At 35.7% G+C, this 18,986-nt stretch carries 20 protein-coding genes; 19 read left to right on the forward strand and 1 reads right to left on the reverse strand.

Annotated elements, in window-relative coordinates; translation table 11 throughout:
• The first annotated feature begins 10 nt into the window (after positions 1–10).
• The 5 genes from HPY74_06275 to HPY74_06295 all read left to right on the forward strand — a co-directional run bounded on the left by HPY74_06275 (position 11) and on the right by HPY74_06295 (position 6,091).
• Positions 11–1,318: a nucleotide sugar dehydrogenase gene (locus HPY74_06275; GenBank protein ID NSW90272.1), complete on the forward strand. Its 1,308-nt coding sequence runs from the start codon at positions 11–13 to the stop codon at positions 1,316–1,318.
• A gap of 89 nt (positions 1,319–1,407) precedes the next feature.
• The gene (locus HPY74_06280; GenBank protein NSW90273.1) at positions 1,408–4,125 is read left to right on the forward strand and encodes an NTP transferase domain-containing protein; all 2,718 of its coding nucleotides are present in this window, start codon (positions 1,408–1,410) and stop codon (positions 4,123–4,125) included.
• A 214-nt stretch (positions 4,126–4,339) separates the two neighbouring features.
• Positions 4,340–4,588, forward strand: coding sequence for a transposase (locus HPY74_06285; protein ID NSW90274.1), 249 nt, complete (start codon positions 4,340–4,342; stop codon positions 4,586–4,588).
• A gap of 3 nt (positions 4,589–4,591) precedes the next feature.
• Entirely contained in the window at positions 4,592–4,834 is a 243-nt protein-coding gene (locus tag HPY74_06290; GenBank protein NSW90275.1) for an IS1595 family transposase, read from the forward strand.
• Between the two features lie 27 nt (positions 4,835–4,861).
• Positions 4,862–6,091 carry an SIR2 family protein gene (locus tag HPY74_06295; protein NSW90276.1) on the forward strand — a complete coding sequence of 410 codons (1,230 nt, stop codon included), beginning with the start codon at positions 4,862–4,864 and terminating at the stop codon, positions 6,089–6,091.
• A gap of 136 nt (positions 6,092–6,227) precedes the next feature.
• On the opposite strand, the gene HPY74_06300 is transcribed toward HPY74_06295, so the two are convergent.
• Positions 6,228–6,530, reverse strand: coding sequence for a hypothetical protein (locus HPY74_06300; protein ID NSW90277.1), 303 nt, complete (start codon positions 6,528–6,530; stop codon positions 6,228–6,230).
• Between the two features lie 13 nt (positions 6,531–6,543).
• Between HPY74_06300 and HPY74_06305 the strand changes: the two genes are divergently transcribed.
• The 14 genes from HPY74_06305 (at position 6,544) to HPY74_06370 (ending at position 18,858) form a co-directional block, all read left to right on the forward strand.
• Entirely contained in the window at positions 6,544–6,705 is a 162-nt protein-coding gene (locus tag HPY74_06305) for a hypothetical protein (GenBank protein ID NSW90278.1), read from the forward strand.
• Positions 6,706–6,761: 56 nt separating this feature from the next.
• On the forward strand, positions 6,762–7,085 hold the full coding sequence (locus HPY74_06310) for a hypothetical protein (GenBank protein NSW90279.1): 324 nt from the start codon (positions 6,762–6,764) through the stop codon (positions 7,083–7,085).
• Positions 7,086–7,134: 49 nt separating this feature from the next.
• The gene (locus tag HPY74_06315) at positions 7,135–7,887 is read left to right on the forward strand and encodes a hypothetical protein (GenBank protein NSW90280.1); all 753 of its coding nucleotides are present in this window, start codon (positions 7,135–7,137) and stop codon (positions 7,885–7,887) included.
• A gap of 35 nt (positions 7,888–7,922) precedes the next feature.
• Complete coding sequence (locus HPY74_06320) at positions 7,923–9,689, forward strand: ABC transporter ATP-binding protein (GenBank protein ID NSW90281.1); 1,767 nt, start codon at positions 7,923–7,925, stop codon at positions 9,687–9,689.
• Positions 9,686–11,422 (forward strand): ABC transporter ATP-binding protein, encoded by a 1,737-nt coding sequence (locus HPY74_06325; GenBank protein ID NSW90282.1) that lies wholly within the window; start codon positions 9,686–9,688, stop codon positions 11,420–11,422. Before HPY74_06320 ends, HPY74_06325 begins: the two co-directional genes overlap by 4 nt.
• 20 nt (positions 11,423–11,442) lie before the next feature.
• Complete coding sequence (locus HPY74_06330) at positions 11,443–12,138, forward strand: thioesterase (GenBank protein NSW90283.1); 696 nt, start codon at positions 11,443–11,445, stop codon at positions 12,136–12,138.
• Between the two features lie 16 nt (positions 12,139–12,154).
• Positions 12,155–13,018 carry a hypothetical protein gene (locus HPY74_06335; protein ID NSW90284.1) on the forward strand — a complete coding sequence of 288 codons (864 nt, stop codon included), beginning with the start codon at positions 12,155–12,157 and terminating at the stop codon, positions 13,016–13,018.
• A gap of 104 nt (positions 13,019–13,122) precedes the next feature.
• Entirely contained in the window at positions 13,123–14,187 is a 1,065-nt protein-coding gene (locus HPY74_06340) for a Gfo/Idh/MocA family oxidoreductase (protein ID NSW90285.1), read from the forward strand.
• Positions 14,184–15,107 carry an ROK family protein gene (locus HPY74_06345; GenBank protein NSW90286.1) on the forward strand — a complete coding sequence of 308 codons (924 nt, stop codon included), beginning with the start codon at positions 14,184–14,186 and terminating at the stop codon, positions 15,105–15,107. Before HPY74_06340 ends, HPY74_06345 begins: the two co-directional genes overlap by 4 nt.
• Positions 15,104–15,556 (forward strand): 3-dehydroquinate dehydratase, encoded by a 453-nt coding sequence (locus tag HPY74_06350; GenBank protein ID NSW90287.1) that lies wholly within the window; start codon positions 15,104–15,106, stop codon positions 15,554–15,556. Before HPY74_06345 ends, HPY74_06350 begins: the two co-directional genes overlap by 4 nt.
• A gap of 2 nt (positions 15,557–15,558) precedes the next feature.
• Complete coding sequence (locus HPY74_06355) at positions 15,559–16,767, forward strand: DegT/DnrJ/EryC1/StrS family aminotransferase (protein ID NSW90288.1); 1,209 nt, start codon at positions 15,559–15,561, stop codon at positions 16,765–16,767.
• Positions 16,768–16,777: 10 nt separating this feature from the next.
• Positions 16,778–17,425 (forward strand): HAD family hydrolase, encoded by a 648-nt coding sequence (locus tag HPY74_06360; protein NSW90289.1) that lies wholly within the window; start codon positions 16,778–16,780, stop codon positions 17,423–17,425.
• Positions 17,418–18,494 (forward strand): 3-dehydroquinate synthase, encoded by a 1,077-nt coding sequence (aroB, locus tag HPY74_06365; protein NSW90290.1) that lies wholly within the window; start codon positions 17,418–17,420, stop codon positions 18,492–18,494. Before HPY74_06360 ends, aroB begins: the two co-directional genes overlap by 8 nt.
• A 49-nt stretch (positions 18,495–18,543) precedes the next feature.
• Positions 18,544–18,858, forward strand: coding sequence for an AMP-binding protein (locus HPY74_06370; protein ID NSW90291.1), 315 nt, complete (start codon positions 18,544–18,546; stop codon positions 18,856–18,858).
• Positions 18,859–18,986 lie beyond the last annotated feature (128 nt).

Consider the following 18,986-nt stretch of genomic DNA (forward strand, 5'->3'; position numbering starts at 1 on the left):
AGGTGATATAATGGCTTTATTTGAAGAGATAAAGAACAGGAAAGAGAATATTTCAGTAATCGGGCTGGGATATGTAGGGCTTCCGTTGGCGGTTGAATTTGCGAAGAAGGTTAATGTTATTGGCTTTGATATAAATAAAGAGAAAATTGAAACTTATAAAAAAGGGATTGACCATACGGGAGAAGTCGGAGATGAGATAAAAAAAACCGGTATTTATTTTACCAGCAATGAAGGTGATTTAAAGAAAGCAAAGTTCCATATCGTTGCTGTACCTACTCCAATTAACAAAGACAGAACACCTAATCTAAGACCTATAATTAGCGCCAGTGAGGTGGTAGGGCGAAACCTTGTACCGGGTTCAATTGTTGTTTATGAGTCTACTGTATATCCGGGATTAACGGAGGAAGTGTGTATACCTCTTTTAGAAAAGTCTTCAGGATTGAAGTGCGGCATAGACTTTAAAGTGGGATATTCTCCGGAAAGGATAAATCCAGGGGATAAAGTACATACCGTTACAAAAATAATTAAAGTTGTGGCTGGGATGGATGAAGAATGCCTTGAGGAGATTGCAGAGGTTTACAGCCTGATAGTAGAGGCAGGTATATATAAAGCTGAGAGTATAAAGGTTGCAGAAGCTGCAAAGGTTATAGAGAATACCCAGAGGGATATTAATATTGCCTTTGTGAATGAACTTTCAATTATTTTTAACAAGATGGGTATAGATACTAAGGCGGTACTTAAGGCAGCAGGCACTAAATGGAACTTTTTAAACTTTACTCCAGGTTTGGTTGGAGGACATTGTATAGGAGTAGATCCCTATTATCTGACATATAAGGCAGAAGAACTGGGCTACCACCCTGAAGTAATTCTAGCCGGAAGACGGATTAATGACAGCATGGGTAAGTATGTTGCTGAGAATACGATTAAGATGCTTGTCAAGGCTGACAGGCAGGTTAAAGGTTCCAGGGTATTGATCATGGGTTTTACATTTAAGGAAAATGTACCTGATACGAGGAATAGTAAGGTTATTGACATTGTGAGAGAGCTTAAGGAATACGGGGTTGAAGTTCATATTACGGATCCTATTGCAGACAAAGAGAGTACAGAAAAGGAATACGGAATTAAAATTGAAGAATTCGATGATGTAAGTGACTTTGATGCTATTATCCTTGCAGTATGCCATAACGCTTACAAGAGCCTTGATTTGGAGAAACTAAAAGGTAAATACAGGAACGGAAGTTACGTATTGGTTGACGTAAAAGGCATATTTGAGCGTGAAGATGCCCAACGACACGGTTTTTTGTATTGGCGCCTTTGAGGGTGCCTGGCACCGCCCGAATTTTGTCGAACAATGTCGAAGAGCATATCATATAAACTTGATTTATTCGGTTTTTGGGAGTGAGTGCAATGTTAAATGAAAATAATATTAACTGTATATTTCTTTGTGGTGGAAAAGGCACTCGCATGCAGTCTGAGACAAAGCACAAGGTATGTTTTGAAATTGATGGAGTACCTGCAATACTGCGTTCTTTGAATAATTTTGACAAGGCCGGATTAAGCCGGTTTATTGTGGTGGTTGGGGCCCTTTCAGGGCAGGTTGTTGAATGTATTGGAGGAAGCTATCCTAAAACTACATTTGTTTATCAGAAGGAGCAGAAGGGAACGGGAAATGCTGCCGGAATAGGCTACAGTGTTGTAGAAAAGTTTAATATAAGCGGACCGGTTATTATTACAATGGGGGATAAGATTACTGATGACGGATTTATTCGAAGAGTGGTAAATAAGTTCTATGACACCAAAGCTGACCTTATATTATCAGTACAACCTAAAGAGGTGAACCCTACAGGAGGACGTGTTGTTTTTGATGAAGGCGGTAAGCCTATTGGTATAGTAGAAGAACTGGATGCTAAAAAAGCCTTAGTTTATAAGAAGTTCAAGGAAATGTTGGAAGCGGGGGCAGAACCGGAATACATATATTCAACTATTGAAGAATACGCAACAGGAATAATATCCGGCAGTAAGAAAAGAGAAAAGGTTTTAAATGAAATAAAGAGTTTATTGGATAATGACAATAACAATGAAATTAATAATGCCAAGCTGAATTTGCTCTATAGAGTTGTATCAGAAAAAGCAGGTATTAAAATTGGAAATAAAGTGTTTGATCCTGAATACATAGATAATTCTCCATTTACTAATGCAAGCTTTTACATGCTTAGCCAGGAGGCCGCCAGGTATGCTTTCCCGTTGTTGAGCGATGATAATGCACAGGAGGAAGAATACCTGACAGACATAGTGGAGATCCTTGCATCAAGTGGGAAGTTTAAGCTGGAATTGGAAGCTACCAGGGATAAATATGAAATAATGAGCTTCAACAACGTGGAAGAACTGCTAAAAATAGAGGATTATTATAGAAAACTTAGAATAAGTGGAGCACAGTATGAAAATGGTGTTTTGAGTGATGACAGTTGCTATAAGGCAGTTAATGAGTGGATATGGTTGTTCGAAAATAAGGACAAGGACTTAATGGCTTGTCTTACTGATATATATGGCAACGATGAATCTCTTATTAACGAAAGAAGAGAGATTTATCTTAAGGTATTGCGCCTTTTTGCAGAGAGATACGGGAGGAATAGAAAGGTTGTAATTTCCAGAGCACCAGGGCGTATAAATATAATGGGAAGGCACATAGACCACCGGGGCGGCAATGTAAATGTTATGTCAATAAACAAGGAAGTAATTGTTGTTGCCGCCGGGAGGGATGATGACAGGGTTACTATAGTAAACACAAGCGATGAATTTAAGGAACGGGAATTTAGTATATCCGAACATCTGATAGAGCTTGATTGGGACAGCTGGTTAAGCTATCTTGAATCAGGTGAGATTGAGAAGATGGTTATAAATGCAAAGGGTGACTGGGTCAACTATGTGAAAGCACCAATATTGAGGTTGCAGTATCAGTTCAGGGATAGGAAGCTGAAAGGCATGGATATGGCGTTTACGGGCAATATACCAATAGCAGCAGGCCTGTCAAGTTTATCAGCTATTGTCGTATCAACGGCAGAGGCGTTTCATGTGTTGAACGGGCTTGATTTGACGCCGCAGAGATTCGTTGAGCTGTGCGGAGAGGGCGAGTGGTACGTAGGTTCGAGGGGAGGAGCTGCCGACCACGCTGCCATGAAATTTACGGAGAGAGGCTATATCGTGAAATTGGGATTTTTGCCGTTCAGCTTTGAAGATATATATAGTTTCCCTGAGGGTTATAAGCTAATAATTGCAAATTCGCATGTCAAAGCAAATAAAACAACAAACTCCAAAGACGCTTTTAATAGCAGAGTTGCTGCTTATGAGTTTGGGGTAATGATATTTAAGGATAAGTTTCCGCAATATAAGGGGGTTGTAGAACATCTTAGAGATATAAATACGGACAAGCTGGGAGTTCCGCCAAGTAAAATTTATGAAATGCTTTTGGAGTTGCCGGAAAGGGTAAAACCGGAAGAGTTATTTGCTTTAATATCTGAAGAAAATCATGGAAAAATAAAACGTATACTGGCATCACATAATCCGCCCGATTATTACTATGTGAGAGCTGTAACCATGTTTGGCATAGCGGAATGCTGCAGGGCGAGGCTTTGCAAGGAAATGCTTGAGGCAGGGAAAATTGAGGAATTCGGGAAAATGATGAACATAAGCCATAATGGAGATAGGGTTGTATATTATGATGAAGAAGGCAATATGCACGAATATGATTGGAGCTTGCCTGATGCAAAACTGAAAGAGCTTATAAATGACTTGAGAAGCGAAAACCCTGAAAGAGTACTTAGGGCGCAAATTGAAAGGCAACCTGGGGGATATGCTTGTTCCATCCCGGAAATTGACTATATCGTGGACATGGCTTTGAGAGTGAAAGGCGTTATGGGAGCCCAAATATCCGGGGCTGGCCTCGGCGGCTGCGTAATGATACTGGTGGAGGAGGGCGCTGTTGACGCATTAGTTGCAAAGCTGGAGAGAGAGTACTATGCCCCAAGGGACCTCGACCCTGGAATAACTGTTTGCGCCCCTGTAAAAGGGTCCGGTTTAGTGTACCTGGCACCGCCCGAAAAATGTCGAAAAATACAAGAAGCTTGAAAGTGTTTTAAATTAATTGAACTCAAAATGAATAGAATATAGTTAACAAATGATAAATACCTGCAGGTGTGAATTAGTCCTGTGGGTATTTTTTAGGCCTTTAAAAGAACAAATGTTTTGCCTATGCACTTAGGTCAGAAAACTGGTAAAAATATTGACATACGACAATATTTCTGTATAATAATTACAGAACTATTGTTCGTAAGGTTGTATTATGGCTAAAGCGGAAGAATTTAATTTACTGGAATTTCAACGTAAATTCGGTACCGAAGAAGCATGTGAAAAATACTTATTTGAAAGAAGATGGCCTGAAGGCTATAAATGTCCAAAATGCGGGCATGATGAGTATTATTTTATTGGAACCCGGAAGCTTTATGAATGCAAAAGATGTTCATATCAGGCATCCGTGACCGCTGGTACTGTAATGCATAGGAGTAAGCTTGATTTAAGAGTATGGTTTTGAGCCATTTATCTTGTTGCAAATGACAAGAGAGGGAGGTCGGCATTATCTATTTCACAAGTGCTTGACATTAATTACAGGACTGCCTGGAGATTGTTACACAAGATCCGTCATGCTATGAGCGAGAGAGATGCTCAATATCAGCTTGCTGGATTTGTTGAAATGGATGATGCCTACTTTGGAGCTCCACGTCCGAATACTGATGGCCGAGGAACTACAAAAGCCAAGGTTGCAATTGCTATATTTTAGATAAAATTATGATTATGGGGGATTCTTATGAGCTATATTAATTATTTACCAAAACCTCTTTTAGGTGACATAATTAATAACCAATGTATACCAATCATTGGAGCAGGATTTTCTTTAAATGCTGTAGTATCAAGAGGAGGGAAGATGCCCCTTTGGGAAGACTTGGGGAAGAAATTTGCCAGTGAATTACTGGAATACCCGTATAATAATCCGGTAGATGCTATATCCGCATATTGCCATGAGTATTCTAAAATTAAGCTTATTGAGAAACTGACAGAATATATTCATATAATGGATTCAAAACCTGGCGATGTGCACACAGCATTTTGCAGTATCCCTTTTGATATTGTTTGCACAACTAATTTTGACTTTCTTCTGGAAAGAGGTTATGAAAAAACTGGAATGTATTGTCTCCCAATCATTGAAGAATCACAATTGCCGATCTCTAATAGAAAATATGATTTGATTAGTGAAGTACCAAAAATATCTTTATTAAAACTTCATGGAGATCTTAATCACCCCGAGAGAATAGTCGTTACTGAACAGGATTATGATTCATTCTTAGATAAGTATCCTTTAATATCGACCTACTTGGCAAACCTATTAATTACAAGAACGCCAATTTTTATTGGTTATAGTCTTGATGATCCTGACTTTAGACAAGTCTGGCAAATTATTAATGAAAGACTAGGAAAACTGTGTCGTCCAGCATACGCTTTAGTAGTCAATTCTGACAGGGCTACCATTTCAAAATTTGATAGAAGAAATGTTAAAGTAATTAATATTCCAGGCAAAGGATACCAGCAAGTTTTGGTTAAACTATTTAAAGAAATAAGGGAATACTGGATTAAATCTCAAGATGTTAACAAAACTCTTCAAGATCAAACATTAGCTGAACTATCTCTACCGGTAGAATCTGTTGGTCGCTTATGTTATTTTATGATTGCTTCAAAATATCAGTCGTTTTATAAAAGCTATGTATACCCAATTGCAAAAGACTATGGAATTACTCCAATATCATTTGATGAAGCAATTTCCGCGGGAGATAATAACATATTAGCAAGAGAAATAGCTTTAATTGAAAGAGCGGATTTAATAATAATTGATATTGATAATGAAAGACAGTTAGAATCACTTCAAATTGCGATGGAGAAAAGAAAGAAACAAGTTTATTTGCTTGTTGTTCATGAAGGGGGAGTCTTATTTAAAATATACAGAGAATACCAGAAATATTCAAAAACCAAAAGATTTATTTAACGAACCTGGCCAGTTTATCCAGCAGATAGAAGAATGGTTCAAATATGTATCGAGTGATTTGCGCTCTAAATTAAGTGAGGAGCCTAGGTGTTAGCAGTTTCTTTATTTGGGACTGGAATAATCACCTTATCTGGGACTAAAAACTTTCAACGCAAAAGTCAGTCTGTCCGTTAAGGCTTACAGGTATAACCACTACAGAGATCATATACTGCATTTTAACAATCCCAAATAGAGTGATTTTTATCCTGTCATAGTCCCAAAAAGAGTGACCGGTAACACCTAGGCGTTTACTAAAAAAGAAAGAGTATAATGCTGCGGTTATATCCGCCATATCTTTATTCGAGAACAACTTAAGAAGAGCGATTGAACAAAGAAAGGAATCATGCGAAAGTGAATCCATCCGTCCAATGCCATTAATTAAGTTGATTTCTATAGCCATGGAATTGCAACTATTGCCTGGTTGGTTAAAAAAGGAATATAAGCTTGATGAATGGATACATATTAGAAATCAGGTAGTTCATAATGGTTTGAATGTACCGCATCGTACTGCTAATGAAATAGTAAATGGAGTCTTAGGTATTATGGATAAGTTAAACTATTTTAACGTGACTTAAACAAATAATATATCGAATAAACAAAAATATAAGAGTTTTTCCGGCAGGTGAGAAAAATGTCAAAGGAAAAAGATACAATGCAGGTTTCTATTTACCATATTGATACTGACTTATTTCCTGAACTTAATAATAGAGAAATTATTGAACAAATAGTAGAAGAATACAATAATAACCTTCCTAAAAAGACAACATCTTTTACTGAACAAAAGCTAAAAGATGCTGTTGATTTACATGGATTTAACTTGAGAGTATTTTATTCTGAAAAGATGAGAAGTCCTAAATGGAAAGGATTTCTTAAACCAATTCTTGAGGATACCGCGATTCTTTTGAAAGGGGAAAATCGTGATATTTCATTTGTAGCTTTTGTTTACAATTTTTGAAAAAGTAGGCAGTCAAGCAGATAGAATTTCAAAAGAAGAATTTATAAATATGTTGATGAATCGTGATATTATCTTTTGTCTGGCTTTTCTTGATACTGCAAAAGAAGAGAGAGATATAGCTGAAAGTGCTAAATTTCAATCAAATATTGCGAAATATTCAATTGTTGAATTGTACAAGAAATTAAAGATAGTTGTCGAATGTATCGGTGGAAGTTATCCTGATACTACTTTTGTCTACCAGAAGGAGCAAAAGGGAACGGAGAACGCTGCAAGAATAGGGTACAGTGTTGTAGAAAAGTTTAATATAGGCGGTCCGGTTATTATTACAATGGGGGACAAGATTTCTGATGTAGCTTTTATCAGGAGGGTTTTGGAGAAATTCCATGAAACCGGAGCAGACCTTGTGTTGTCAGCGCAGCCAAAGGAAGTGAACCCTACTAGGGGGCGCATTGTTGTTGATGAGGGCGGCAAGCCTATTGGCATAGTGGAAGAGCCAGATACAAAAAAAGCCTTGATTTATAAGAGGCTCAAGGAAATGCTGGAGACGCTGGAAATGGAAATGCTGGATGATGGGGCAAAACGGGAATATATGCGTGCGGCTATTGAAAAATACGCAACTGGGATAATATCCGGTAGCAAAAAAAGGGAGACAGTAATGGCTTGTCTTGCTGATATATACGGAAATGACAAATCCCTTATTAATGAAAGAATAGAGGTTTACCTTAAGGTGCTTCGCCTTTTTGCAGGGCGGCACTTGATTTTTGACAGAGTTTACCGTCAAACTATTTTTCATTATTTCTGAAGGTATGGAATAGGAATAAAATTGGAGATGGTCTAGTGGAGAAAAAGGAAAATGTAAAATTATGTCATACGTTTTTATGGTCGATAAAACAAATAAAGGACTATATGTTTATCTTTTTTATCAATTTACTCTTGGGTTTCACTGCAACTGCAATCAACATAATCGTAGTAAGATTAACTGAGGTTGCAATTTCTAAAGCTATAGGTGAAAGGGGCGCTTTTACTCAGGTTGTAATTTTTCTTATTTTTGTCTTAATTTTAGGCCTCTTGATCAATACATTGCAAAAATACATTGGAGGCATATTAAGCACAAAAGTTACATATAACTTAAAAAGCTTGTTTAATAAAAAGATATTGTCATTGGATAGAGCATCCAAAGATGCGCTGCATTCCGGTGATATTATCTCAAGATTTAATCATGATATTAATACTATAGCTGCCTTTGTACCCGGAGGTTTATATAATATTATATTTCAAATTATCATGGCAGTTGCTGCAGCAATATATATGATTTTTATAAATTGGCTCTTATTAATAGTAAGTATTGCCTTTTTACCGGTTGCTATGTATGTATTAAATGTACTTCGAAAGAAAATGGGCAAATATTTTATGCAAGATAGTGAAAACCGCGGAAAATCCAATATAGTTGCAAATGAAACCATCAAAAATATATACTTAACTAAATCATACAATTTGCAAGATTATATGTCCAATAAAATCAAAGTGTTTTATCAAAACTCTCTTGACAGTTGGATAAAAATACATAAAATTTTCTCACCGATTTTAATGATAACAATAATGCTGCAACATTTACCTAAGTTTATTTCTATTGGTTTTGGCGGATGGCTGGCTCTGAATGGTTATTTGAAACTGGAAAATCTAGTGGCATTTGTTATGCTTTTGGATTATGTCATAAAACCTATTATAGCAATACCACAAATTATTGTAACAATGTCGTCCGCCGGGACATCAATTAAAAGGTTGGAGTCAATTTTAGAGCTGCCTGATGAAAGAACTGGCGGTGATGATGTTGATAAATTTGAGATTAGTCCGATACTGTTAGAAGCAAGGGATTTAACATTTGGCTATAACAAGAACAAAACAGTCTTGAACAATATAAACTTCAGACTCAGACAGGGAGAATGGATCGCGATAGTGGGGAAAAGCGGGAGCGGAAAAAGCACTTTCATCAAACTGCTTACCGGTGATTATGAACCTCAGTCGGGCTGTTTACTGCTTTATGGTCAGCCGTATAACACATTGTCAATCAGAAGTATTAGAAGTAAAATTGCTTTAGTATCGCAAGACATAACAATATTTCCACTTAGCGTAAGTGAAAATATAGCAATAGGAAGCCCCTATAAAAACATCTCTCAGGAAAAAATTGAAGAGGCGGCAAAACTTGCAAATGCGCATCAGTTTATTATGAAGCTGCCCGATAAATATGATACTATATTATACGAAAACGGTGCTAATTTGTCGGGCGGAGAAAAACAAATGATATCTATTGCCCGTGCATTTCTGAAAAACGCTCCTATCATCTTATTGGATGAGCCAACATCTGCATTGGATGCACAATCAGAAAGCATTATAAAAGAGTCTTTGAGCCGGCTTACACAAAATAAAGGTGTAATAATCATATCTCACAAGCTGTCATCAATTATAAATTCTGATAAAATACTGGTTTTTAAAGATGGCTACCTAATAGATGAGGGATGTCATTCAGAGTTGTTGGAAAGAAATGATTATTATAAAAATCTATGTTTATATGAATTTATAAAAGACAAAGAGGTATGTGTATGAATAAAAAAGACTATATTAAAGAATTGTTTCAGGTATATGATTTAATTGGAAATAAAAAAATCCAATATTTTTGTACAATTGTTATAACAGGATTAGCGCTACCTCTAATGCAGATCTTTTTTGCTTTTGCATATAAAAGATCTATTAATGCAATAGAATATAATGATTATTCATTATTTTTTAGTGCATGCATATTGTTTTTTCTAGCAATTGTTATTCAGTGTTTAATAGAACCGATTGCAAATTGCTATAATGGTTGTTTAGTGAATAAAATCCTTTTTAAAATAAGGAATAAAGTCTATAGGCATACAATAGAATTACCTGTTTCCTACTTAGAAAAGAATCATTCTGGGGATATTATTTTAAGGCTTACGGGAAATGTTGATTCTTTTGAACCTATTTTCAGAGGGGCTTTCCGTGATATTATGCAATCTCTTTTTTATGGTGGTGGTGCTTTAATATCAATGTTAGTTATAAATTATAAATTAGCGTTATGTTCATTGTTTTTCTCAATAATATCTTTGATTATCAATTCATCGTTTACAAAAACGTTCAGAAGCCTGGGGAAGTTAAAGCAGGAACAGGATTCAATATTGGTACAATCATTTATTACTACATATACATGCGGAGACACTGCGAAAATGTTTTGCAAAGAAGATATTCTGATTGACAGCTTTAATAGTGTAAATAAACAGTTAACAAAGACATCGATGCAGATAATAATGAAAGAAATGATTAAAGAAAATTTAAACTATATTGTCAGCAATATATCTAGAATGTGTGTCCTTATATTTGGATTGGTTATGGTAATGAAAAGTCAAACAGATATTGGTTCCGTTGTTGGCATTATAACTTTGCAAGATGGCGTAACGAACATGTTCATTTCGATTGGAAGCTTTTTTGCAAATATGCAAAGTAATTTGGCAAGTGTGGCAAGAGTTTTTGAATTACTGCGTACCTCTCCGGAAAAGTCCCGATATGATGTGAAAGAAAGTAGTATAGCCAGAGATGATGATATCATATCTTTTGAAAATGTCAGCTTCTCATATGATCGATGTAGAAAATCGTTAGATAACATATCTATAAATATTAAAGAAAATATTATGGTAGCAATTGTGGGACCGAATGGAAGCGGAAAATCAACTATCATCAAATTGCTTCTTGGATTTTATCCTCCAGATGGCAAGATAACTTTGTGTAAAAAAGCTTTCGGTGAATATAAGCTGTCTGAAATTCGGGAAAAAATATCATATGTTTCACAGCAACCCGTATTGTTTAATGCTACTGTTTTTGAAAATATAAGTTACGGTAAACCGGATGCCATAATGGAAGAAGTCATAGATGCTGCGAAACTGGCAAATATTCATGACTTTATAACAAGTCTTGAGGATGGTTATCAATCAATTGTTGGAGAAGACGGAGTAACAATGTCAATCGGGCAAAAGCAAAGAATAATAATAGCACGTGCATTGATTAAAGATGCACCAATTATATTATTTGACGAAGCAACGTCTGCGCTTGATGTTGAGAATGAAGGGGATATAATACAAACGCTTAAGAATATCAAGGGCAAGAAAACAATTATTATTGTTACACATAGACTGAGTTCGATTCAGGACGCTGATTTGATAGTGGTACTGAAAGATGGTCAAATAATAGATAAGGGTGACCATAAATATTTGCTAAAAAACAGCTGCGTTTATAAAAAACTATATGAACTGCAATCTGTATGAAAAGGATGATAAATGAGACAATGAGTAATGAGAGAATAAAGCTATTATGTATACCATATGCCGGGAGTTCTGCATGCTATTATAACAAATGGACGCCATATTTTAACAATAATATAACAGTGCACCCTGTAGAACTTGCTGGAAGGGGCATCCGAAGTGATGAGGGCTTTTATAATAGTTTCGACGATGCTATAGAAGATTTATTGAATAAAGTATTAAGAATTATTGGAGAATCAGAATATGTATTATTTGGACATAGTATGGGGGCTCTTATTGCATATGAACTATGCAACAGATTGATAACGAGTGAGGTAAAAAAACCCAAACATCTTATAGTATCTGGTTATGCCGCCCCACATCTACCGCAAACGGACTTAAATAAAGATTTCGAAGATATTGCTGCAGAATTGGGTGGTATTTCAGATGAGGTATGGAATGATCAAGATTTGTATAATATTTTTATGCCGATTTTAAAATCCGATTTCCAACTACTTAAGGAGTATAATTATCCCAAAAACAGAAAACCAATAAGTACAGACATTACAGTATTTTATGGGGAGGAGGATACTAAAACTCCGTTCACAAAAGTAGTAAAATGGAGAGAATTAACAAGCGGCATGTTTTACTGTTATTCATTTAAAGGAGGACACTTTTTTATTAACCAGCATATGGAAGAAGTAATTGATTGCATTAAAAATATTATTAGCAATAAATAGAAAAGGAAAAAGTTAAATGAGAATTTTACCTGTACAAAAAAAATATTGTAATTGTATTCAAATGATAATAATTTCATATGCAGAAAGTAAAAATATACCATATGACCATATGTTTTTGACTAAACTCAATTTAACAAAAGATTTTTATGGATTTTTGCGATTAGAAGATGAAAATGATTTAAATTTAAGCTTTAAAAAAAATTTAAGTATAAGGAAAGAATTGATACAGTATGATAACTTGGATGATTTATTTGTTCACATTAATTTAAAATTGGAAGATACGCCGATATTAGTTCATATTGATGCATTTGCATGTCCTTGGAATGAAGCATACAAAAAAATCAATGTTTGCCACTGTTTTTTAATAATTGATATTATTGGTGATACCTTAATAATTGTTGATCCTTACTGCTCAAAGGATATAATTCGGATAGATAAAAATATCCTATATAAATGGAAAGCTATAGAAGGTAATTTGGTTTATAAGCTGGTAATAGCTGCTTTAAAATACGAACCTGTCATAATAGAAGAGAAATTTTATTACAATATACTGGTTGATATAGTAAAAGTATTCGATATTGCAAAATATAAAGCAATTTGTGCTGATTTTTATGAACGGATTCGGGAAGATAAGTCTTATTGGAAAGACGAAAATCTATATATGAATCTGATTATGAACATAAATAATATCGCTTCACACCGCATGTTATTCGCAGAATCGCTAAATTACATCATACATGTATACCCCGATACTTATTATTCTTTAAAAGTATTGATACCATTATTACAGGAAATAAGCAAGAATTATACTTTCCTGAAAAATTTTTTTGTTAAAGAATTATTAACTCAAAAATCAAAAATCAAAAAACAAAGAAATTAAATCAATATTGGAAATTATTAACCAATAAGAATTCGATATGATTTATCAGTTGAAAGAAATATTGAAAGAAAAATAAATCAAAAAAGTTTATAAGAGGTTGCATTATGTTTAAAATAGGAATCATCGGTTGCGGATGGATTGTGAAAAAAGCATATTTGCCTGTTCTTGCCCAAATGAGCGATGTGAAAGTAAGCGGAATATTTGACATCAATTTTAAAAATGCGAGTAATATACGGAAGCAATACAAAATCTACGACAATATAGACGATTTTTTATGCACATCGCATGATGCTGTTATAATTGCTACACCAAATAACACTCACTCATATTATACAAATCTGGTTTTAAATTCAGGCATACATGTATTATGTGAAAAGCCTGTGGCATTTACAAGGTCTGCTGCTGAATTTTCAGTTTCCACAGCTAAAGCGAATCAAAAAATTTATCTTCCTGCGCTTGTAAACAGATTCAGAAAAGACGTTTTGAAATTCTGTGAGCTGGTTTCTTTGATTGGTGAGGTACTGGAAGTTGATGTCAGCTGGATTCGCAAATCAGGAATACCAAGGCCAGGCACATGGATTACAAACAGGGAAAAAGCAGGTGGCGGAGCATTAATTGATATTGGTACTCATGTAATAGATATAGGTTTAATGTTTATTTCAGACAAAAGAATAAAACATGAACATTTGATTTACGTAACCATTGAAGATATTGAACACAAAGGAGCCCAATGGAATATGAGCAATGAAAGCCAAAATATATCCATTGATGTGGAGACTTGGGCCAAGGGTGAAATAGTATTTGGCAATAATGTAGTACTGAAATTTAATGTTAGCTGGGCGTCCGATGTCAGCGAGGATGTTACAGCTATTAAAGTGGTTGGGACCAATGGGACAGTCAGTATGGACACATTGTTCGGGTTTAGCAACAATTTTATGCGGAAAAATATTATAATTAGACATACAGCGAAGGATGGCAAAGAGGAAACTGTATACTTCCCAATGAATAATACATTTGCGTTAGATGCTTTTAGTGACTTGGTTACCTATTTTATTGATTTGATATATGGGAATCGATTGAAAATTCTACAGCCGTCAGACGGTATTTATATTGTTGATGCGATAGAAAGGCTTTATAAATCATCTTTTATGAGGAAGGTGGATATATGAGCTATATCGGATTGGATATAGGTGGCTCGAATGTAAGGTTTGCTGTAACCAATGACTGGAATTTAAATAACTTGGAATATAATAAGAAGCCTTTTGTAAGATCTGGAAATCCTCAGAATGAAGTTGAAGAAAATATATGCAGCATAATTGATGATGTTTCTGATTGTGTTGAAGGCTTGAGTATTTCACTTGCAGCAGTGATGGATCGTAGCCGTAAGAAAGTGAAGATATGGCCTAATAATCCATCCTGGAACCATTACGATTTAGTACAACATCTAAATAGCAGATACAATGTGCCCATTGTTATAGAAGACGATGCAAATTGCGGAGCCATATGTGAGTATTATTTTCTAAAGGATTCTGTTAGAAACATGGCTTATATAACAATTGGGACTGGCATAGGATGCGGATTAATTTTAAACGGTTCACTTTTCACAGGAGAGAACGGTTTTGCAGGAGAATTGGGGCATATATATATGGGCTATGCAAGCAATGACAGCATGTGCAGCTGTGGGAATCAATCATGTTTTCAAGCGGTTGCTTCAGGTCCGGCTGTGCTAAAGAAATACAATTCTGTTGCCAAAACTCGTTTGATGTCATTGGAGCAAGTCCACAGGAAATACTTATATGGTGATCCCATTGCCGCAAAGTGTTTGTCTGACATGATAGATTGTATTTCAGGGGTTATATATAACCTTGCTATGTGTTTGGATATTCCGCTTTTTATAATGGGGGGTGGAGTAAGCAATATGGGAACAAACCTGATATCGCAAATTGAGAAAAAAGCAAATGAGCGCCTAGAATTTTTCGAACGCAGAATATCTGTTAAACAGGCGCATTTTGGAGAATTTAGCGGGGTATATGGAGCTTTGCAACTGCTTAAAAACTATTACTCATGGGGAAAGGAGAATAACCTATGAGCAGGAAAAGGATAGCAGTCATCAATGGGCCTAATATAAATATGCTGGGTAACAGGGAAGTCCGAATTTATGGGACAGAAAGCTGGAATTCAATTGAGAAAAAGGTTGAAGCTATCGGGAAACAAATAAATGCTGAATTGATATTCTACCAGTCGAATTATGAGGGAGACATTGTTAATTTTATTCAGCAAAATATCGACAAACTGTCCGGAGTAGTTATTAATCCTGCAGCTTTATCAAAAACAGGGTATTCGATACTGGATGCACTTAACGCTCAAGGAACGCCATATGTGGAAGTACATTTGTCAAACATTGTTGCCAGGGGCGGGTGGCATTCCGAGTCTATATTTACCGAAAACGCAGTAGGTTTTATTATGGGACTTAAAGGTTATGTTTATGAATTAGGTTTATTAGCAATAAATCATTATTTAGAGGAGAAAGGAGAATAAATATGGAAAAATTAGCAATTAAGGGGGGCATAAAAACGAAAACAAAGCCTTTTCCGAAATGGCCGTATTCAAACGAACGGGAACTCGAGTTAGTGGGAGAAGTGCTTTCAAGTGGAAACTGGTGGCGAATGACAGGAGATAAAGTAAAGACCTTTGAACGAAATTTTGCAGCTCTTCATGATGTTAAATATTGCTTGGGAGTGACCAATGGAACACATGCCATTGAGCTTGCTTTAACGACTCTGGGCATTAAGAGAGGAGACGAGGTTATTGTTCCTGCTGTAACCTTTATATCAACAGGGTCTGCAGTAATTTATTCAAACGCAACTCCAGTGTTAGTCGATATCGATCTTGAAACTTATTGCATGAATCCCGACGCATTTGAAAAAGCAATTACACCAAGAACAAAAGCAGTCATTCCAGTACATATGGCAGGTCATTCATGTGATATGGAAAAAATCTGTGCAATAGCTAAAAAGCATAACATCAGAGTTATTGAGGATGTCGCGCATGGGCATGGCGGTCAATGTAATGGAAAGATGCTTGGGTCATTTGGTGATATTTCTATCTTTAGCTTTCAAAACGGAAAAATCATGACATGCGGGGAAGGTGGCGCTATTATTACGAATGATGAGGAACTATATAAGAGGGCATATTTGATTCATGGAGTTGGACGTCCTGAAAATGACCGAGTATATGAGCATAGGGTTCTCGGCTCTAATTATCGTATGAATGAGTTCCAAGCTGCTATTCTAATAGCACAGCAGGAACGATTAAATGATATGAATAAAAAGAGGGACAGAAATGCGCTGCTGCTAGATTCACTATTGGCTGATGTAGACGGAATTAAGCCGCAAGCGCGTAAAGAGTATGCGACACTCATCACTCATTACATGTACATGTTTTATTATGACTCGAATTATTTTAATGGGCTTTCTCGGAAAGATTTTGTGGACTATCTGATTGCAGAAGGGATACCAGCATTTATTTGCTTCCCTGTATTATCCGATACAACTTTTTTCAAAAACAATGATTTCCATGGCCGCATTGATGAATTTGAACAATCCATATCAAATGACTTATCAAACGCAAAAAATGTTGCCGCTAATGTTGTATGGCTTCCCCATTATACGTTACTCGGTGATGAACAGGACATTATTGAGATTGCCAGTGCGATTAAGAAGATTCAAAGAGCTGTAAATATGAAATGAGGCAAATATAATGTTTAGAAATATTATTTTTGATTTTAACGGAGTTATCATTAATTCCCATGATGTTCAGGTCAAAGCTCTTACAGAATCGTACAGAGCTGTTTGTGGTAAAGGCGTACCTCCATATGATGAGTTTTTTCGGCTCTGTGGGGATAGCTTGGCAAACATTTTTAAGCAACTCAATTTGCCATCATCCATGATTCCAATTTATCAGCAAGTAAGCAGGGAAAATATTCATTTGATTAGAATTCATGACGGAATGTTTGAATTATTACAAAAACTGAATGAGATTGGTTACAATTGTGCTTTGTGTACTGGAAAAGAACGAAGTCGGACAATGGAAATACTCAAGCACTTCAATTTAGAAGATTTTTTCCGGATTGTTGTTTGTTCAGATGACGTACAAAATCCTAAACCGCATCCTGAAAGCTTACTGCTGATTATGGAAAAATTAAATGCATCAAAAGATGAGGTAGTAATGGTTTGCGATGGTATAAATGATATTATGGCCGCAAAAAATGCAGGGATAAAATCAATTGCTGTCACATGGGGGGATATTTGCAGGGATGTGTTGATTGAAAGCCAACCAACATATCTGGTAGACAATGTTTTAGAATTAATTATTAAGATAGGTATCGGGAGTGGCAATAGTGAATAGATTAAAGGTAAATTTAGCGCAATCTGGATATGAAATCGTTATACATGATAATTTTTCGGAAATATCTAATGAAATTAAACCATTATGGTCAGGGGAAAAGATAATTATCATTACTGACGATATTGTCGGAAAGTTATATTTATGCCCATTGGTTTCGGAGTTGAGTAAAATATGTTCTGTGATTTATTCATTTACATTGCCCAATGGGGAAGGCAGCAAGAGTATTGAAACACTGAACCGTATTTATGATTTTATGTTATCAAAGCGTGTTGACAGGTCTGATTTGATTGTAGCATTAGGAGGCGGAGTGGTTGGAGATGTTGCCGGCTATGCAGCGGCAACGTATTTAAGGGGAATAGCTTTTATCCAGGTTCCTACCACACTATTGGCACAGATTGATAGCAGTGTTGGGGGAAAGGTCGCTATTAATTACCAAGGTTATAAAAATATGATTGGCTCTTATTATCAGCCATTGCTTGTGTACATTAATATCAGCGTATTGAAGACACTACCTGAAAGAGAGTTTAAATGCGGATTGGTTGAAGCTGTGGTTCATGCGTTGATAGCTGATGCAAGTTTGCTGCAATACATGCATGAATATGTTAAAGATGTTGATACTTTAAAACAATGTAAAATAGAAGAGTTCATCTACAGGAATTGTAAAATTAAAGCAGAGATAGTTGAAAAGGATGAGAAGGATAAGGGGATTCGCAAGATATTGAATTTTGGGCATACAGTAGGTCATGCAATTGAAGGATTGTACGGATATGAATACAAGCATGGCGAATGTGTTGCAATAGGTATTGTGGCAGCATTTAAACTGAGCGTCTATTTTAAACTTATCAGTGAGGAAAAATTATGCTATATAAAAGCAGTATTAAGCAGTTTGGGGCTTCCTTTACATATTGATGGTCTTAATTGGATTTCCGTTGTAAAAAGGATTGTTTTTGACAAGAAAGCTTTGTCGGATAAGGTTACTTTCATTTTGCCTATTGATATAGGTAAGGTTATTGATTATGAGGTGAGCCTTGATAATCTTGAGAATATTTTTTCAAGTTATGATATCTGACATGTTTGTTGGAAAAAGCAAATAATACTTTTAAAGAATGGTGATATATATGAATATTATATTTGAAAACAAAGAGTATGGAGATTTATATAATAAATGTGTTATTGAAAAATTCAAGAAAAATTATCCTGAACCTAAGTGTGTTGCTGTTTGTATGAAGAGAAGCCCGGATTTATTATTTTTATTGTATTATCTATTTAAAAATGGAATTACATATATACCTATAGATCCTACTTACCCCCATGAACGGATTCAGTATATACTTCATGATTCGAAACCTGATATAGTTGTTTTTGATTTGGCAGAGAGTTCAAATAATGAATCAGTTTATAACAGTACTTACGCAAGCTTAATTGAACCTTGACAAATTCATGTGCGCCCAGACGAAGCTGTAGACTTGCTAGCTGGTGAAAGTCCAGTCCAAACAGACGCCAAGGGGTTTGGTAGCTATAAACCCAGTATTGTCAGTAATGGCAATGCTGAAGCGGTTTG

It is taken from the genome of Bacillota bacterium (assembly GCA_013314855.1).
Taxonomy (GTDB): domain Bacteria; phylum Bacillota; class Clostridia; order Acetivibrionales; family DUMC01; genus Ch48.

Bases quoted from the DNA above. Each gene is read 5' to 3' on its own strand.
- HPY74_06285 (NSW90274.1), top strand. From the start codon at position 4,340: ATGGCTAAAGCGGAAGAATTTAATTTACTGGAATTTCAACGTAAATTC.
- HPY74_06360 (NSW90289.1), top strand. From the start codon at position 16,778: ATGTTTAGAAATATTATTTTTGATTTTAACGGAGTTATCATTAATTCC.
- HPY74_06325 (NSW90282.1), top strand. From the start codon at position 9,686: ATGAATAAAAAAGACTATATTAAAGAATTGTTTCAGGTATATGATTTA.
- HPY74_06370 (NSW90291.1), top strand. From the start codon at position 18,544: ATGAATATTATATTTGAAAACAAAGAGTATGGAGATTTATATAATAAA.
- HPY74_06275 (NSW90272.1), top strand. From the start codon at position 11: ATGGCTTTATTTGAAGAGATAAAGAACAGGAAAGAGAATATTTCAGTA.
- HPY74_06280 (NSW90273.1), top strand. From the start codon at position 1,408: ATGTTAAATGAAAATAATATTAACTGTATATTTCTTTGTGGTGGAAAA.
- HPY74_06315 (NSW90280.1), top strand. From the start codon at position 7,135: ATGTTGATGAATCGTGATATTATCTTTTGTCTGGCTTTTCTTGATACT.
- HPY74_06350 (NSW90287.1), top strand. From the start codon at position 15,104: ATGAGCAGGAAAAGGATAGCAGTCATCAATGGGCCTAATATAAATATG.
- HPY74_06295 (NSW90276.1), top strand. From the start codon at position 4,862: ATGAGCTATATTAATTATTTACCAAAACCTCTTTTAGGTGACATAATT.
- HPY74_06355 (NSW90288.1), top strand. From the start codon at position 15,559: ATGGAAAAATTAGCAATTAAGGGGGGCATAAAAACGAAAACAAAGCCT.
- HPY74_06330 (NSW90283.1), top strand. From the start codon at position 11,443: ATGAGTAATGAGAGAATAAAGCTATTATGTATACCATATGCCGGGAGT.
- HPY74_06340 (NSW90285.1), top strand. From the start codon at position 13,123: ATGTTTAAAATAGGAATCATCGGTTGCGGATGGATTGTGAAAAAAGCA.
- HPY74_06300 (NSW90277.1), bottom strand. From the start codon at position 6,530: ATGGCTATAGAAATCAACTTAATTAATGGCATTGGACGGATGGATTCA.
- HPY74_06345 (NSW90286.1), top strand. From the start codon at position 14,184: ATGAGCTATATCGGATTGGATATAGGTGGCTCGAATGTAAGGTTTGCT.
- HPY74_06310 (NSW90279.1), top strand. From the start codon at position 6,762: ATGTCAAAGGAAAAAGATACAATGCAGGTTTCTATTTACCATATTGAT.
- HPY74_06335 (NSW90284.1), top strand. From the start codon at position 12,155: ATGAGAATTTTACCTGTACAAAAAAAATATTGTAATTGTATTCAAATG.